Raw genomic sequence first — 16,217 nt, forward strand, 5'->3', positions numbered from 1 at the left:
TCCCTTCGGAGCTACTGGAGTACGAGCGATGACCCACCCCCTCTTCGACATCAGCGGCCGCACGGCCCTGGTGACCGGTTCCAGCCGCGGGATCGGGTTCGCCCTGGCCCGCGGCCTCCTGGAGGCCGGCGCGACCGTCGTCCTCAACGGACGCGACGAGTCCGCCCTCGCGGACGCGGCCGAGCGGCTGTCGGGGCAGACAGGACGCAGCCCGGTCCACACCGCGGCGTTCGACGTCACGGACGGACCTTCCGTGGCCGCCGGGGTCGCCGGGGTCGAGGAGCGGGTGGGTCCGCTCGACATCCTCGTCAACAACGCGGGCATGCAGCTGCGCGCCCCGCTCCTGGAGTTCACCGACGCCGACTGGCACCGGGTCCTGAACACCAATCTGACGAGCGCGTTCCTGGTGGGCCGTGAGGCGGCCCGCGGCATGGTGGAACGCGGTCACGGAAAGATCATCAACATCTGCTCGCTGCAGAGCGAGGTCGTGCGGCCCGGCATCGCGCCCTACGCCGCCACCAAGGGCGCCCTGAAGATGCTCACCAAGGGTATGTGCGCCGACTGGGGCCCTTCCGGGGTCCAGGTCAACGGGCTCGGCCCCGGCTACATCGAGACCGAGCTGACCGAACCGCTCGTCCGCGACGAGGAGTTCAGCGCCTGGGTCCGCCGCAGGACCCCGGCCGGCCGCTGGGGCCGCACCGACGACCTCGTCGGCGGCACCCTGTTCCTGGCCTCCCCCGCGTCCGACTTCGTCAGCGGGCAGATCCTCTACGTGGACGGCGGCATGACGAGCGTTCTCTGAGCGTCCTGACGCTCGGGGACACCTGATGGCTGGAGGAGACCTGATGCTGGGCTGCGTGATCCACGGCGCGGGAGATCTGCGCGTCGACGAAATCCCCTCCCCCGAAGCCGGCCCGGGCCAGGCGCTCGTCGCCGTCCGCTACGGCGGGGTGTGCGGGTCGGACCTGCACTACTGGCGCCACGGCGGCGTCGGCGACTTCCGGCTCCGAGAACCCATGCTGCTCGGCCACGAGGTCGTGGGCACGGTCCTGTCGTACGGGGACGGGGCGACCGGTCCCGCGCCCGGCACGGCCGTCGCCGTGCACCCCGCCACCCCCTGCGGGACCTGCCCCGAGTGCGTGGACGGGCGGCGCAACGTGTGCCGTGACACCCGCTACCTGGGCAGCGCGGCCCGCACCCCGCACGTCCAGGGCGGCTTCGCCGCGCGGATCACCGTCCCCGCCGGCCAGTTGAGGGCTGTGCCCGACGGGCTTCCGCTCGACCGGGCCGCCCTCGCCGAGCCCCTCGCGGTGGCGCTGCACGCGGTGCGCCGGGCGGGGCCGGTCGCGGGCAAGCACGTCCTGGTGACCGGCGCGGGCCCGATCGGCTGCCTCGTCGTCGCCGCGGCCAGGGCCGCCGGAGCGGCGCACGTGACCGCCACCGACCTCCTCCCCGAAGCCCTCCGTCACGCGCGGCTCGCCGGCGCCGACACCCTCGTACGCGCCGACGACCCGGCCGACAAGGGCTGGCCCGACGAGGCCGACACGGCTGTCGAGGCGTCGGGCGTGGCCGCCGGTCTCGACAGCTGCCTGCGCCATGTGCGGCGTGGCGGTGTGGTCGTCCAACTGGGGATGCTGCCGCCGGGGCAGAGCCCGTTCGCGGGGAACCTCGTGGTCAGCCGGGAGATCGAGCTGCGCGGGGCGTTCCGCTTCGACACGGAGTTCGACGACGCGCTGCGGCTGCTCGCCGAGCAGCCGGGGCTCACGGAGCTGATCAGCGCGGTGGTCCCGGTGGCGGCCGCGGAGTCGGCCTTCGCGCTGGCCGCGGACCGCGCACGGGCGTGCAAGGTCCTCCTGGACTTCGGCGCGGGCGCGTAATACGGCGCTGTCACGGCAGCCACTCGCCGTGCTCGCGCTCGGCCCACTCCCTCCCCACGAACCCGGTCCGCATCCCCAGCCGCGCCTCGGGATCGGCCCACGCCTTCGCGATGTGCCCGGCGACCACGATGCCGAGGGCGAGGGACAGCCAGTCATGCACGAAGGTGCTGCCCGTGCGCCAGGTCAGGGGCGCGATGGAGGTGAACCACATGAGCAGACCCGTACCGAGCATCACCAGGACCGCTCCCGCGAGCCAGCCCGCGTACAGCTTCTGGCCCGCGTTGAACTTGCCCGCGGGCCTCGGGCCCGAGCGGCGCAGGGCGGAGCGCAGCCAGGTGCGGTCGTGCGGGACGAAGCGGTTCAGGCGGCGCAGGTCGGCGCGGAAGGCGCGGGACGCGAGGCCGGCGAGGTAGGGCGCGGGCAGCAGGAGCCCTGACCACTCGTGGAGCCTGACCACGAGTTCGCGGCGGCCGACGAGCTCCGCGATCTGGGGTACGTAGAGGCAGGCCGCGGTCAGGATGCACAGGCCCATGAGGGCCGCCATGGACCAGTGGACCCAGGTCTCGAAGCGGGTGAAGCGCCTCACGCGCGCCGGGAGTTCAGTGGGTGGGTTCATCGTCGCGTCCGTTCGAGCGGCCGACCCATGCGTCCACGTCGTAGCCGCGGTTCTCCCAGTAGCCGGGGTCGACGCGGTCGGTGACGGTGATGCCGGACAGCCATTTCGCCGACTTGTAGAAGTACATGGGGCCGACGTAGAGCCGGACGGGCCCGCCGTGGGTGTGGCCGAGGGGCTTGTCCTGCATGCGCAGCGCGACGAGCACGTCGGCGCGGCGGGCCTGCGGCAGGGTGAGGCTCTCGCTGTACGTGCCGTCGAAGCAGGTCAGCCGCAGTGCCTTGGCGGAGGGCCGGACCCCGGCCGCGTCGAGGATGCTGGAGAGGCGTACCCCCTCGAAGGGGGTTTCCGGCACGCGCCATCCGGTGACGCACTGGACGTCGCGCACGAGCCGGGTCTGCGGGAGCGCCCGCAGTGCGGGGAGCGTGTAGGTGGTGGGCCGGTCGACGAGGCCGTCGACGGTGAGGCGGTAGTCGGCGGCCGATCTGTGCGGGACGGAGGAGGCGACCGAGTAGTAGCGGAAGCCGCCGCCGTTCGGCAGGAGGTCCGTCAGGCCGGTGGGGTCCTTGTCCGCGGCGCTGCCGAGGAAGGATTCGAGGCCGCGCTGGAGGGTGGGCGCGGCGGCGACGCCGAGGGCGCCGAGTCCGAGCATGCCGAGGACGAGACGGCGGCCGACGGGCGCGCCGCGCTCCTCGTCCCGCTCGGGCGGTACTGGTTCTTCCGGGTTCACACACTGATTCGAGCACCCGTGGCCCCTGGGGGCCAGGGGCCACGGGTGTTCGTCAGCGTTCTGTCACTTCTCGGCGGGCACGGCGGCTGCCTTCTCCAGCTGGAACGCCTCGTTGCCGAGGCCGATCCTGGCGTGTGCCTCGGGGTTCCGCCCGCGCAGGACGACCCCGTGGACGAGGCCGATGACGGCGGCCAGCGCGATGATGCCGGGCAGCACCCAGTTGAGGGAGGAGCCTGGGCCCGAGCCGACGAGGACGTCGAAGTCCTTGACCGTGTAGAACGCGATGACGAGCAGCGCGATCCCGGCGATCCCCGACGCGACGAGACGCCAGATCTGGGCGCCCGCGGCGCCGCGCCTGACGAAGAAGACGATCACGGCCAGCGAGGCGGCGGCCATCAGCAGGATGATGCCGAGCGCGCCGACGTTGCCGCCCCAGGTGAAGAGCTTGAGCACGGGCGCCGTCGGGTCGCCCGCCTTGCCGTCGTCGGTGACCGCGAAGGCCACGACGACGACCAGGGAGAGGGCGGTCTGGAGCAGGGAGCCGGTGCCGGGCGCGCCGCTGGAGCTGTTGGTGCGGCCGAACGTGGCGGGCAGCAGGCCCTCACGGCCCATGGCGAAGGCGTAGCGCGAGACGACGTTGTGGAAGCTGAGGAGCGCCGCGAACATGCCGGTGACGAACAGGACATGGACGATGTCCGTGAACGTGCCGCCGAGCCTGCTCTCCGTCAGGAAGAACATCAGGCCCGCGCTCTGCTTCTGCGCGGTCGGGATGATCGCGGAGGGTCCGGCGGCGACGGTGAGCGCCCATGAGCTGATGGCGAAGAAGACGGCGACGAAGCCGACCGCCATGAACATCACGCGCGGCACGAGGATGTGCGGGCGGCTGGTCTCCTCCGCGTACACGGGCGCCTGCTCGAAGCCGGTGAAGGCGGCGATGCAGAAGCACAGGGCGGTGCCGACGCCCGCGCCGGTGAGGGTGTCCGGGTTGAAGGCGTGCAGCGACAGGCCTTCCTTGGCCGGGTCGCCGATCGCCGCGACGTCGAAGACGACGACGAGCGCGACCTCGACGAGCAGGAGTACGCCGAGGACGCGCGCGTTCACGTCGATCTTCAGCAGGGCGAGCGCGCCGACGGCGAGCACGGCCACCAGAGCCGGGATCCACCAGGCGATGGTCAGGTCGAGGTAGGTGGCGAAGAGGTTGGACACCTCGAAGCCGAACATCCCGTAGATGCCGACCTGGAGGACGCTGTAGGCGACGAGCGCGACCAGGGCGGCGCCCGCGCCCGCGGTCGGGCCGAGGCCGCGGGATATGTACGCGTAGAAGGCACCGGCGTTGTGGACGTGCCGGCTCATCTCGGCGTAGCCGACGCTGAACAGGGCGAGGACGACGCCCAGGATGAGGAAGAGCAGCGGCTGTCCGACAACACCCATCACGGCGAACGTGGTGGGCATGACGCCGGCGACCACCATGAGCGGGCCCGTGGCGGCCAGCACGGACAGGAGCAGGCCCGCCGTGCCGAGGCGGCCGGCGCGCAGGGCGCTGTCCTGCCCCTTGAAGGTGCTGATCCCCTCGTCGGACTCGGGGGGTCGTGCCGTCTCGCTCGTGCTCGAACTGCCCGTCGTCATGGCGGGGTTGTCCCTTCCCTGTGGATGAGCGCTGCTGGTGCGGTGACTGGGGATGTCTGGGGGCGTCGCCCTACGCCGTGCCGAGCGCGGCGCTGCGCGCGGCACGGAACGCTTCGTGCGGATCGCGGTCCGGGTACGACCAGGGGGCGGCGGTGGCGTGCCGGCCGATGCGGTGGAACAGCGCGGCGGCCTCCGCGGGCCTGCCCTCACAGGACTTGGCGTGGGCGAGGAAGTTCAGGTCGACGCGGCCGCGCGGATGGGCGGGGCGCTCCGGAGTGCCCCATTCGAGCCACCAGTCGAAGGCGGTCTTCATCACGAGGCGGGCGCGGCGGCCCGTCCAGTGTCCGGACGCCTTGGGGTCGGGTGGTTCGCTGCCGGCGGCGGCGAGGACCCGGTAGCGCTCGGCGTGCGCGACCACGGGGAGGACGGCGAGCGGTGAGCCGGGGCCCGCCTGTTCGGCGGCCCAGGACGCGAAGTCGTACACCTCGTGGAGGGGGTCCTGGCCCGCGTCGGGGCGGCGTTCGGCGAGCCTGGCGACCATCAGGTGGTGGGCGTGGTGGTGCTCGGCATGGCGGTGGCGGATCTCGTCGAAGAGGCGGACGACGTCCTCCTCGCGCCCCATGTCCCGCTCCAGGAGCAGGAGTCCGAGCCAGGGCGTGGGGTCGGCGGGCACGAGGGCCGCCGCGTCGCGGCAGGCGTCGCGGGCCTTCTCGGGGCGCGTCTTGCCGGTCCGGGCGCGCTGCACGGCGGCGAGGGCGAGCAGGACGGCCGCGTCGGCGGATTCGGGTTCGGCGAGTTGCCAGTCCCTGACCCAGGCGGTGGTCGTGGGTTCTTCGGCGAGGGCGACGATGCGGTGGCCGCGGCGGTCCCAGTCGTCGCCGGTGGCCGAGATCAGTTCCCTGACCTCGGTCCAGCGCCCCTGAGCGAGGGCCGCGCGGGCGGCGACGAGGTCGCTGTCGTCGAGCGCGGAGTCGAACGGGGGAGCGGCCCGCTTGCGGGCACGCCCGAGTGGTGGCGGGGGTGGGGGCACCGCAGGAAATCCTCTACGACGCGGCTTGCTTGAGGTGGTGTTGAGGTGATCACGCACAGCAAAGCGGTACCGGGCGCTCCGAGTCAAGAGCAGACCAAGGGATGGTCTTCACCAACTCGTTTCACAATCCTCCGAGTTCACCCGCGCGATCGACCAATTTCCCCTCCCAGCTGGACAGTTGAGCGGGTGACACGAGACAGCACCCCGAACCGCGATGCAGGGTCCGGGGTGCTGTCAAGGCGGGATTCAGCCGGTCGCGGCGGCCGCGGCCCGGCCCGCCGTGCGGCCCGAGAAGAGGCAGCCGCCAAGGAAGGTCCCTTCGAGGGAGCGGTAGCCGTGCACTCCCCCGCCGCCGAACCCGGCCGCCTCCCCCGCCGCGTACACGCCCGGCAGGGGCTCGCCGCCGTCGGTCAGGACGCGCGAGGACAGGTCGGTCTCCAGGCCGCCGAGGGACTTGCGGGTGAGGATGTTGAGGCGCACCGCGACCAGCGGGCCCGCCTTCGGGTCGAGGATGCGGTGCGGCGCCGCGGTGCGGATGAGGCGGTCGCCGAGGAACTTGCGGGTGCCGCGGATCGCGGTCACCTGGAGGTCCTTGGTGAAGGGGTTGGCCATCTCGCGGTCGCGGGCGATGAGGGTGCTGCGGAGCGCGGCCTCGTCGATCAGCGGACCCGACGACTTCTCCGCGAGGGCGTTCATGCCGCGCACCAGGGCCGGGAGGTCCTTCTCGATGACGAAGTCGGCGCCGTGGTCCATGAACGCCTTGACGGGCGCCGGTACGTCGGCACGGGCGCGGTCGATGACTCCGCGTACGGACTTCCCGGTCAGGTCGGGGTTCTGCTCGGAGCCGCTGAGGGTGAATTCCTTGCCGATGATGCGCTGGTTGAGCACGAACCACGTGTAGCCGTACCCGGTCTTCATGATGTGGTCGAGGGTGCCGAGGGTGTCGAAGCCGGGGAAGAGCGGCACGGGCAGGCGCTCTCCGCGCGCGTCGAGCCAGAGCGAGGACGGGCCCGGCAGGATGCGGATGCCGTGCTTGTCCCAGATGGGGTTCCAGTTCTCGATGCCCTCGGTGTAGTGCCACATGCGGTCGCGGTTGATGAGGTGCGCGCCCGCGTCCTCCGTGATCCCGAGCATCAGTCCGTCGACGTGCGCGGGCACGCCGGAGAGCATCTTCTCGGGCGGGGTGCCGAGGCGCTCGGGCCAGTTGGCGCGCACCAGGTCGTGGTTTCCGCCGATGCCGCCGGAGGTGACGATCACCGCCTGCGCCGTGAGCTCGAAGGAGCCTGTGACCGTACGGCTGCTGCCCTGGCCGCGCTCGATGGACGACGGTTCGAGGATCTCGCCGGTGACGGTGTCGACGGCGCCCGCGCTGCGGGACAGGCCGGTCACCCGGTGCCGGAACCTCAGCTCGACCAGACCGCGCGCCACCCCCTCCCTGACCCGGCGCTCGAAGGGCGCGACGAGGCCGGGGCCGGTCCCCCAGGTGATGTGGAAGCGCGGCACCGAGTTCCCGTGCCCGTTCGCGTCGTAGCCGCCGCGCTCCGCCCAGCCGACCACGGGGAAGAACCGGACGCCCTGCTGGTGCAGCCAGGACCGCTTCTCGCCCGCGGCGAAGTCGACGTACGCCTCGGCCCACTTGCGCGGCCAGTGATCCTCGGCCCGGTCGAAGCCGGCCGTGCCCATCCAGTCCTGGAGCGCGAGCGCGTGGCTGTCCTTGATCCGCAGGCGGCGCTGCTCGGGCGAGTCGACGAAGAAGAGGCCGCCGAAGGACCAGTGCGCCTGGCCGCCTATGGACTGCTCCGGTTCCTGGTCCAGGAGGATCACCTTGCGGCCCGCGTCCACGAGTTCCGCCACCGCGGCGAGCCCGGCGAGGCCCGCCCCGATCACGATCACGTCCGCGTCGTACGTCGTCATTGGGATCCGTCCCTCTCGAAAGTTACCGGTGGGTCAGATCTTGGGTACGCGGGTGGACGGCGTCAACCTCACCGACCGGGTCACTCGCGGGGCAGCCCGTGCCGCGGGGCGCTATCGTCGGCCTTACACCCGTGCAACGACCCGCCCATGGCCGATCTTGATACCTGCATTCTCGAGGTGCGCAGCGTGTCGGTTCTCGTACTCGTCCTCGCCGTCTCCGCGGCCTTCTGCCTGGGCGTCGGATTCGTGCTCCAGCAGAACGCGGCGCAGCACGCCCCGCTGAACGACTTCCTGTCGCCGCGCCTGCTCCTCGACCTCGTACGGGTCCCCCGCTGGCTGTTCGGCATAGGTTTCATGGTGTGCGGCATGGTGCTCGGCGCGATCGCGCTGGGCAACGGGGAGATCTCCCTCGTCGAACCGCTGCTCGCGACCAACCTCCTGTTCGCGCTCGCCCTCTCGCGCCACCAGACACGCCAGCCCCTGGGCAAACAGGGCTGGTCGGGCCTGGCCCTGCTCGCGGGCGGGGTGACGGCATTCATCGTGGCGGGCGAGCCACGCAGCGGCGAAGCGGTCACCGACCCGCTGCGGCGCTGGCTGATCATCGGCCTGATGGTGGGCGGCGCGCTGCTGCTCACGGCGTACGCGAAGAAGTCACGGATGAGCTCGGCCCCGGTCCTGCTGGGCGTGGCGGCCGGACTCCTCTACGGGGTGCAGGACGCGCTGACGCGGATGAGCGGGCAGCTGTTCTCGTCGGGCGGCTGGGGCGAGCTGCTCACCAGCTGGCAGCCGTACGGGGTCCTGGCGCTCGGCATCACGGGCCTGATCCTGGTGCAGAGCGCCTTCGAGATGGCGCCGCTGCGGATGTCGCTGCCCGCGCTGACGGCCGCGCAGCCGCTCGCGGGCATCGCGTGCGGCGTCGGCTTCATGGGCGACCAACTGCGCACGGACGCCGGGGCGCTCGCCTGGCAGGCGACCGGGCTCACGGCGATCGTGGCGGGGATCGTGCTGCTCGGGATGCATCCGGCGATGCCGACCACGGGCCCCCGGGAGGGGGACCGGGCAGGGGTCGGGGTCTGATCCGCCGGGGTGTGCCGGGTCTGGTCTCATGGACGCATGACCCCTCCCAGCGATCCCCCGCACGCCGCTGACGCCCCGGATCCGGCGGCGGAAGTCCTCGACATCGTCGACGAGCACGACCGGGTGGTCGGGCAGGCCCCGCGCGGCGAGGCCTACGCCCGCGGACTGCGCCACCGGTGCGTGTTCATCCAGGCCAGGGACGGCGCCGGCCGGATCTTCGTGCACCGCCGCACGCCGACGAAGCTGGTGTTCCCGTCCCTGTACGACATGTTCGTCGGCGGCGTCGTGGGCACCGGTGAGTCCTACGACGACGCGGCGCTGCGCGAGGCGGAGGAGGAGCTCGGCGTCTTCGGGCTGCCCCGCCCCGAACCCTTGTTCAAGTTCCTGTACGACGGCGGGGCGGGCCGGACCTGGTGGTCGTACCTGTACGAGGTGCGTTGCGAGCTGCCCGTGAACCCGCAGGTCGAGGAGGTGGCCTGGCACGGCTTCCTCACCGACGAGGAGCTGGAGCGGCGGCTTCCCGAGTGGCCGTGGGTGCCGGACGGGCTCGACGCGTACGAGCGGCTGCGGGCCTACCGCGCAGGGGCCGCGGGCCTGCCGCGGCCGCCCGGATAGGGTCGCCCCGTGATCGAATTCGTGCGCAGCGTCCGCCTCTGGTTCGCGCCCGAGCGGGTGCGGGACGACGGCGATACGCCCGACTACCGCTTCTCGCTGGCCAACGAGCGCACGTTCCTGGCCTGGCTGCGCACGGCACTCGCGCTGATCGGCGGCGGGTTCGCCGTGGACCAGTTCCTGCCGGACCTGCGCTGGGCCTGGCGGGCGGGTCTCGCGCTCGCGCTGCTCGCGGCGGGCGCCCTGTGCTCCCTGCGGGCGGTCAGCCACTGGGTGCGCTGCGAGCGGGCGATGCGGCGGGGCCAGGACCTGCCCGTCTCGCGGTTCCCGGCGCTGCTGAGCGTGGTCGTGGCGCTGGTGGCCGTCGCGATGGTGGTGGTCGTGCTGGCCGGGTGGGCGGGGTGAGCGGCCCGTCGGAGCCGCCCGGCGACGGAGGAGGCGGCGCAGCGGCGGCCGGGCGCGATCCTGGGCTGCAGCCCGAGCGGACGCGGCTCGCCTGGCGCCGGACGACCCTGTCGTGCACCGTGGCGGCGATCCTCGCGGCCAGGGCGGCGCTGCACGGCGGCACGGACACCCTCGGCGTGCTGGGCGCGGCCCTGTGTTTCCTGGCGTGGCTGGGGTTCCTGGCGGTGGCGCACCGCCGGATCCGCGACCTGGCGCTGCACGAGGCCGGCCCGCCCGCGATGACCCGGCGCGCTGCCGTCGTGGCGGTGGCCTGCTCGGTGGCGCTGGCCGCGTTCGCGGCACTGGTGGTGTGACGCCCCGACACGGCGAGGGCTGTCGCCCATCCCCGGCAGCCGGTCGGTCAGTCGGTCGTTCGGCCGGTCGTTCGGCCGGTCAGTCGGCCCACGGCACGGTGACCACGATCTTGCCCCTCGTGCGGCCCTCGGCGCTCAGCCGCTGGGCGTCGGCGGCCCGCTCCAGCGGGAACGTCTTGTCGACGTGCACCGTGACCACGTCCTGTTCCGCGAGGTCCGCGAGGCGCGCGAGGTCGGCGGCGTCGGGGCGCACGAAGACGTAGCGGCCGCCCAGGCCGACGACCGAGGCGTCCGCGATGGACGCGATCCGGCCGCCCGGCGCGAGCAGGTCGGCGGACACCTTCAGGGCCTCCCCGCCCACCGTGTCGAACACGGCGTCCACGCCCTCCGGCGCGAGGGCCCGCACGCGTTCGGCGAGGCCTTCCCCGTAGGTGACGGGTTCGGCGCCCAGCTCCCGCAGGAAGTCGTGGTTGCGCTCGCTCGCCGTGCCGATGACGCGGGCGCCCAGGTGGCGGCCCAGCTGGACCGCGATCGACCCGACGCCGCCGGCCGCCGCGTGGACGAGCACCACGTCTCCGTCCTGCACGGCGAGTGCGCCGGTCATGACCTGGTAGGCGGTGAGCCCGGCGAGCGGCAGCCCGGCGGCCTCCTCGTAGGTCAGGTTCCGGGGCTTGCGGGCCAGGGTGCGCACGGGCGCGGCGACGTACTCGGCGAACGTCCCGCGGGAGAGGAAGTCCTCTCGTACGTAGCCGATCACCTCGTCACCGGTGACGAACTCGGTGACGGAGGCGCCGGGTTGGACCACGACGCCGGACACGTCCCAGCCAGGGATCACCGGGAAGACCGCGTCGAGCGCCGGATCGAGATAGCCCTCGCGGGCCTTCCAGTCGACGGGGTTCACCGCCGCGGCCCTGACCTTCACCAGGACGGAGTCGGGCCCGACCTTGGGGTCGCGCGCCTCCCCGTACTCGAGTACCTCGGGACCGCCGTAGCCGCTGTAGCTGATCGCCTTCATCCGACGCACTCCTCGCGAAGGTCACAGGAACAGGCACAAGGGTTCCATACCGGAATCATTCGGGCATTTCCGGCTAGCCTGGCTGTATGACCACTCTCCACCAGGAACACCCAGTCCACGAGCACACCCACGGCGAGGGTTGCGGACACACGGCGGTGCCGCACGGCGACCACGTCGACTACGCGCACGAGGGGCATCTGCACGCGGAGCACAACGGCCACTGGGACGAGTGCGAGCCCGGCGCCCACACCACGCACCAGGGCCACGAGCACCAGCACGGCCAGGACTGCGGGCACCAGGCCGTCACCCACGGCGATCACGTCGACTACGTCCACGACGGTCACCGGCACGCGCAGCACGACGGCCACTGGGACGACCACTGACGGTCCCCGGGCGGTGACGCGGGACCGTGGTGACAGCGAAGGGCCCCCGCACTCGCCGTGAGTGCGGGGGTCCTCGGCCGTGTGTCCGGGCCCGAGCGGCGTCAGGGACGCAGTGCGCGCAGCAGCAGGTCCGCCAGGTGGTCGGCGACCTCCTGCGGGGCGAGCGGGCCGCCCGGGCGGTACCAGGTGGAGAGGTGGTGCACCGACCCGAAGTGGTAGTCGACCACCAGGTCGGCGGGCGTGGCCGTGGAGAACACGCCGGCCTGCTGACCCTCCTCGATCAGGGCTCTGAACCGCTCGTGGTAGCGCCGCCGCTCGGCCCGCACCTGCTTGTTCTTGTCCGGGCTGAGGTGGTGCATGGAGCGGAAGAAGATCGACGCGTCGTCGAGGTTCTCGATGGTCGTGACCACCACGTCGGCCGCCGCGTCGCGCAGCCGCTGCTCCACGGGCGCGTCGGCGTCCGCGAACGCGTCGAGGCGCTCCTGCTGCAGGCGGAGCACGCGCGCGTACACCTCGTGCAGCAGGTCGTCCTTCGAGCCGAAGTAGTGGTAGAGCGCGCCCTTGGTGACGCCGGCCGCCTCGACGATCTCCTGTACCGAGGTGCGGTCGTAACCGCGCTCGGCGAAGAGCCGGGTGGCGGCGGCGAGCAGCCTCTGAGGGACGGGCGTACCGTCTCCGTCCGACGTCCTGGGCACTGCCGCCACCTGCCTTTCTCCTGCGATCAGCTGTTCTGTGTACGGGAACGCAGTTCCCGCCGGAGGATCTTCCCACTTGTCGTCTTCGGCAGCTCCGGCAGGATCTCCACCTCGCGCGGGTACTTGTACGCGGCGAGCCGCTCCTTGCAGTAGGCGGACAGGTCGTCCGGGCCCACCGAGACGCCCGGGCGCAGACTCACGTACGCCCTGACCGTCTCCCCGCGGTAGGGGTCGGGGACACCCACGACGGCGGCCTCGCGCACGGCCTCGTGCGTGTAGAGGACGTCCTCCACCTCACGGGGCCAGACCTTGAAGCCGGAGGCGTTGATCATGTCCTTCTTGCGGTCGACGACGTAGAGCCAGCCGTCGGCGTCCATGAAGCCGATGTCTCCGGTCCGCAGTTCGCCGTCCGGGAAGGACTCGGCGGTGGCGTCGGGGCGCTTCCAGTAGCCGGGCACTACTTGGGGGCCGCGGACGGCTATCTCGCCCTGCTCGCCGAAGGGCACCTCCTGGCCGAGGTCGTCCACGATCCGGACGATGCTCTCGGGTCCCGGGACGCCTACGGCGAGGGTGCCGGAGACGGGGTCGACGGGGGCTTCCCTGCCGGGCGGCACGGAGGCACAGGGGGCCGTGCACTCGGTGAGGCCGTAGCCGTTGTGGATGTAAGGGCCGAAGCCGGCCCGGAACTTCTCCACGAGGGCGGGCGGCACCGGCGCGCCGCCGGACGAGATCGACTGGAACGAGGCGAAGTGCTCGCGGGTCGCGGCCGGGTGCGCGGCGAGCGCCATGAACGCGGTCGAGGGGCCCACGGTGTAGGCGGGCCGGTGCTCGGCGAACGCGTCCAGGACGACACCGGCCTCGAAGCGGTACGCGAGGACGAGGGTGCCCGTGTTCGCGAAGGAGGAGACCAGCTCGCAGACCATGCCCGTGATGTGGAAGAGCGGCGCGAGCCCGAAGTACGTGCCCCCTTCGGGGATGCCGAGTCCGGTGCGCTGGCGCTCGGCGTTGTACGTGATGTTGCGGTGCAGGTTCGTGGCGCCCTTGGGCGTGCCGCTGGTGCCGGAGGTGTAGCTGATGAGCGCGATGTCGTCCGGGCCCGGGTCGCGGCCCTCGGGCGCCGCGTGGCCCGCGCGGGCGACCGTCAGGAGGTCGTCGGCGTCCTCGGCCTGCGGCTCGACACGCTCGAACTTGAGGACCCGCTCGTCGTTCCGCGTCTGGAGGTCCAGCTCGCAGGCGGTGAGCACGATCCGTACGGGAGAGTCCGCGGCGGTCTCGCGCAGATACGCCTCCCAGGCGCGGTCCGAGCAGATCAGGGCGGTCACGTCGGCGTCGTGCAGGACGTGGGTGACCTCGCCCGACTTGTACATCGGGTTGACCGGCACGACGGTGGCGCCCGCCTTGTAGGCGGCGAGCAGGCCGATCACGAAGTGCGGGGAGTTCTGCAGCATGAGGGCGGCGCGGTCGCCGCGCTCGAGGCCGCGCGCGGCGAGGTGCGCGGCGACGGAATCGCTGAGCTCGTCGAGCTCGCGGTAGCTGAGGCGGCCGTCGAAGTAGGCGACGGCGGTGCGGTCGGGGGCCTTGCGGACCGCGGCGCGGAAGGCGTGCAGCACGGAGTCGGCCGGGGTGACCGGAGCCCGCTGCGCCCCGGAGAGCTGCCCGAGCCAGGGCTTGGCCGCGTAGATCGAGGAGCTCACTTCTGTGCCGCCTCCCACTTCTGCTGGATGTGGTTCATGTTCGACAGCCAGCGGTCCGGCGTCGCGGCCCTGGCGGCGTAGTACCCGGCGACCTCGGGGTGCGGGAGGATCAGGAAGCGGTCCTCCGCCATGCCCGCGAAGAGCGCGTCGGCGACGTCCTCGGGCTCGATCGCGGTCGGCGCGAGGACGAGCTCCCCGGCCGATCCGGAGGCGGTGAGCATGTCCGTACGCACGCCCTGCGGGCAGATCGCGTGGACCTTGAGCCCGCGGTGGCGGTAGGTGAGGGAGAGCCACTCGGCGAAGGCGTACGCGCCGTGCTTGGTGACACTGTAGGGCGCGGCGCCGACCATCGTGAGCAGTCCGGCCGCGGAGACGGTGGAGACGAAGCGGCCGCTGCCGCGCTCCAGCCAGCCGGGCAGCAGGGCCTTCGCGGCGCGGACGTGGGCCATCACGTTGACGTCCCAGGCGTCGGCCCAGATCTGCTCGTCGGCGTCCTCCGTGCCGCCGGAGGCGAGCCCCGCGTTGGCGCAGTAGACGTCCACGGTGCCGTCCAGCGCGTCCAGCGCCGCGGGCATGATCTCGGAGGCGTCGCCCGGCACCGCCGTGGCGCCGATCTCGTCCGCGACCGCCTTGGCCTTCCCCGCGTCCAGGTCGTTCACGACGACGCGCGCTCCCGAAGCGGCGAAGCGGCGGGCGAGTGCGGCCCCGATGCCGCCTCCCGCGCCGGTGACGACGACCCCCGTGCCGTGCAGGCTGTCCACCATCGGTCTCCCTCGACTCGACTTCCGATCACAGACTAAGCAGTCGGTCAGCTCAACGGAAGAGGTGTCGGCGGTCGGCTTCGTTCCGCGGGGGCGCGGCGCACGCTAGCGTGCGTGCACATGCCACCTTCCGCGATCACGGAGGTCACCACATGAACGTGTCCAGACGGAGCCTGCTCGCCGCCACCACCGCCTCGGCGGTGGCCGCCACGGCGGGCGCGGCGTCCCCCGCGCTCGCCGCGGAGAAGGGCTCCGGCCGGCTCCGCACCGGTTTCGAGCGGCTCGCGGCCGACGGATACCGGATCCTCGCCGGGCAGAAGGTCGGCTTCGTGACGAACCCGACCGGCGTCACCCGCGACGTCAAGCACATCGTCGACGTGATGCACGCCGACGAACGCGTGAAGCTGACCGCGGTGTTCGGGCCCGAGCACGGCTTCCGCGGCACCGCGCAGGCGGGCGGCTCCGAGGGGCGCTACGACGACCCGGCGACCGGACTGCCCGTCTACGACACCTACTTGAAGAGCGGGCAGGCGCTGGCGGACATCTTCACCGCGTCCGGTGTCGACACGGTCGTCTTCGACATCCAGGACGCGGGCGCCCGCTTCTACACGTACATCTGGACGCTCTACGACTGCATGGAGGCCGCGCAGCTCGCGGGCAAGAAGTTCGTGGTGCTCGACCGCCCCAACCCGGTGACCGGGCGGAACGCCTACGGGCCCGTCCTGCACAAGGAGTTCGCGACGTTCGTCGGCCGGCGCGAGATCTCCCAGGCCCACGGGATGACGGTCACGGAGCTGGCCCGCCTGTTCAACGGCGAGTACCTGGCGAAGCCCGTCGAGCTGGAGACGGTCCGGATGACGGGCTGGAAGCGGCGTGACTTCTATGACGCGTCGGGGCTGCCGTGGGTGCCGCCGAGCCCGAACATGCCGACCCCCGACACCGCGCTCGTCTACTCGGGCACCTGCCTGTTCGAGGGCACGAACCTCTCCGAGGGGCGCGGCACGACCCGCCCCTTCGAGCTGCTCGGCGCCGAGGACCTCGACGGGCGCTGGGCGGCCGCCGCCAATGAACTCCACCTGCCCGGCGTGGACTTCCGCGAGGCGTACTTCGCGCCGACGTTCTCCAAGTTCCAGGGCAAGACGATCGGCGGCGTGCAGATCCACGTCAGGGACCGGGCCGCTTACGACCCCGTACGCACCGGCATCGCGCTCCTGGTGACGGCGAAGAAGTCCTGGAGCGGCTTCGCCTGGCGCTCGGACAACTGGATCGACAAGCTCACGGGGTCCACCCAGGTGCGGACGATGATCGACGCCGGGGCGTCCACGGACGAGGTGGTCGCGGCCTGGCAGGGCGAACTCGCCGCGTTCCGTGCGGTGCGCGGCCGGTACCTGGCGTACAAGTAGCGCCCGGCCTCCGACGTCTCGCGATACGG

17 protein-coding genes are annotated in these 16,217 nt (G+C 72.3%); 8 read left to right on the forward strand and 9 right to left on the reverse strand.

Annotated features, from left to right (window positions below; translation table 11 throughout):
* Positions 1 to 28: 28 nt before the first annotated feature.
* Both LGI35_RS11820 and LGI35_RS11825 read left to right on the forward strand, forming a co-directional pair.
* Positions 29 to 802, forward strand: a complete 774-nt coding sequence (locus tag LGI35_RS11820; RefSeq protein WP_227293831.1) for an SDR family oxidoreductase — start codon at positions 29 to 31, stop codon at positions 800 to 802.
* A 43-nt stretch (positions 803 to 845) separates the two neighbouring features.
* Entirely contained in the window at positions 846 to 1,877 is a 1,032-nt protein-coding gene (locus LGI35_RS11825; RefSeq protein WP_227300271.1) for an L-idonate 5-dehydrogenase, read from the forward strand.
* Positions 1,878 to 1,887: 10 nt separating this feature from the next.
* Here the strand turns inward: LGI35_RS11825 and LGI35_RS11830 are convergent, their stop codons facing one another.
* From LGI35_RS11830 to LGI35_RS11850, 5 genes are all read right to left on the reverse strand, one after another.
* Positions 1,888 to 2,493: a cytochrome b/b6 domain-containing protein gene (locus tag LGI35_RS11830; protein WP_227293832.1), complete on the reverse strand. Its 606-nt coding sequence runs from the start codon at positions 2,491 to 2,493 to the stop codon at positions 1,888 to 1,890.
* Positions 2,477 to 3,142 (reverse strand): molybdopterin-dependent oxidoreductase, encoded by a 666-nt coding sequence (locus tag LGI35_RS11835; protein ID WP_227300272.1) that lies wholly within the window; start codon positions 3,140 to 3,142, stop codon positions 2,477 to 2,479. The genes LGI35_RS11830 and LGI35_RS11835 overlap by 17 nt, the downstream gene beginning before the upstream one ends.
* 141 nt (positions 3,143 to 3,283) lie before the next feature.
* Positions 3,284 to 4,846: an APC family permease gene (locus LGI35_RS11840; protein ID WP_227293833.1), complete on the reverse strand. Its 1,563-nt coding sequence runs from the start codon at positions 4,844 to 4,846 to the stop codon at positions 3,284 to 3,286.
* A 70-nt stretch (positions 4,847 to 4,916) separates the two neighbouring features.
* Positions 4,917 to 5,876 carry a hypothetical protein gene (locus tag LGI35_RS11845; RefSeq protein ID WP_227293834.1) on the reverse strand — a complete coding sequence of 320 codons (960 nt, stop codon included), beginning with the start codon at positions 5,874 to 5,876 and terminating at the stop codon, positions 4,917 to 4,919.
* Positions 5,877 to 6,122: 246 nt separating this feature from the next.
* Positions 6,123 to 7,790, reverse strand: a complete 1,668-nt coding sequence (locus LGI35_RS11850) for an FAD-binding dehydrogenase (protein ID WP_227293835.1) — start codon at positions 7,788 to 7,790, stop codon at positions 6,123 to 6,125.
* Positions 7,791 to 7,976: 186 nt separating this feature from the next.
* On the opposite strand from LGI35_RS11850, the gene LGI35_RS11855 reads away from it, so the two are divergent.
* From LGI35_RS11855 to LGI35_RS11870, 4 genes are read left to right on the forward strand one after another with little or no spacing between them, the layout of a single operon-like run.
* Positions 7,977 to 8,867: a DMT family transporter gene (locus LGI35_RS11855; RefSeq protein ID WP_227293836.1), complete on the forward strand. Its 891-nt coding sequence runs from the start codon at positions 7,977 to 7,979 to the stop codon at positions 8,865 to 8,867.
* Between the two features lie 36 nt (positions 8,868 to 8,903).
* Complete coding sequence (locus tag LGI35_RS11860; RefSeq protein ID WP_227293837.1) at positions 8,904 to 9,482, forward strand: NUDIX hydrolase; 579 nt, start codon at positions 8,904 to 8,906, stop codon at positions 9,480 to 9,482.
* A 9-nt stretch (positions 9,483 to 9,491) separates the two neighbouring features.
* A complete protein-coding gene (locus LGI35_RS11865) occupies positions 9,492 to 9,884 on the forward strand; it encodes a YidH family protein (protein WP_227293838.1) in 393 nt (130 codons plus the stop codon).
* Positions 9,881 to 10,237, forward strand: coding sequence for a DUF202 domain-containing protein (locus tag LGI35_RS11870; protein ID WP_227293839.1), 357 nt, complete (start codon positions 9,881 to 9,883; stop codon positions 10,235 to 10,237). Before LGI35_RS11865 ends, LGI35_RS11870 begins: the two co-directional genes overlap by 4 nt.
* A 79-nt stretch (positions 10,238 to 10,316) precedes the next feature.
* Here the strand turns inward: LGI35_RS11870 and LGI35_RS11875 are convergent, their stop codons facing one another.
* The gene (locus LGI35_RS11875) at positions 10,317 to 11,252 is read right to left on the reverse strand and encodes an NADP-dependent oxidoreductase (RefSeq protein WP_227293840.1); all 936 of its coding nucleotides are present in this window, start codon (positions 11,250 to 11,252) and stop codon (positions 10,317 to 10,319) included.
* A gap of 86 nt (positions 11,253 to 11,338) precedes the next feature.
* Here LGI35_RS11875 and LGI35_RS11880 point away from each other — a divergent pair, with 86 nt between their 5' ends.
* The gene (locus LGI35_RS11880) at positions 11,339 to 11,635 is read left to right on the forward strand and encodes a hypothetical protein (RefSeq protein ID WP_116502976.1); all 297 of its coding nucleotides are present in this window, start codon (positions 11,339 to 11,341) and stop codon (positions 11,633 to 11,635) included.
* A 101-nt stretch (positions 11,636 to 11,736) separates the two neighbouring features.
* On the opposite strand, the gene LGI35_RS11885 is transcribed toward LGI35_RS11880, so the two are convergent.
* From LGI35_RS11885 to LGI35_RS11895, 3 genes are read right to left on the reverse strand one after another with little or no spacing between them, the layout of a single operon-like run.
* Complete coding sequence (locus tag LGI35_RS11885; protein ID WP_227300273.1) at positions 11,737 to 12,330, reverse strand: TetR/AcrR family transcriptional regulator; 594 nt, start codon at positions 12,328 to 12,330, stop codon at positions 11,737 to 11,739.
* A gap of 26 nt (positions 12,331 to 12,356) precedes the next feature.
* On the reverse strand, positions 12,357 to 14,024 hold the full coding sequence (locus tag LGI35_RS11890; RefSeq protein WP_227293841.1) for a class I adenylate-forming enzyme family protein: 1,668 nt from the start codon (positions 14,022 to 14,024) through the stop codon (positions 12,357 to 12,359).
* The gene (locus tag LGI35_RS11895) at positions 14,021 to 14,788 is read right to left on the reverse strand and encodes an SDR family oxidoreductase (protein WP_227293842.1); all 768 of its coding nucleotides are present in this window, start codon (positions 14,786 to 14,788) and stop codon (positions 14,021 to 14,023) included. The genes LGI35_RS11890 and LGI35_RS11895 overlap by 4 nt, the downstream gene beginning before the upstream one ends.
* A gap of 149 nt (positions 14,789 to 14,937) precedes the next feature.
* Here LGI35_RS11895 and LGI35_RS11900 point away from each other — a divergent pair, with 149 nt between their 5' ends.
* Entirely contained in the window at positions 14,938 to 16,188 is a 1,251-nt protein-coding gene (locus LGI35_RS11900; protein ID WP_227293843.1) for an exo-beta-N-acetylmuramidase NamZ family protein, read from the forward strand.
* The last annotated feature ends 29 nt before the right edge of the window (positions 16,189 to 16,217 follow it).

This window comes from Streptomyces longhuiensis (assembly GCF_020616555.1).
Lineage (GTDB): Bacteria > Actinomycetota > Actinomycetes > Streptomycetales > Streptomycetaceae > Streptomyces > Streptomyces longhuiensis.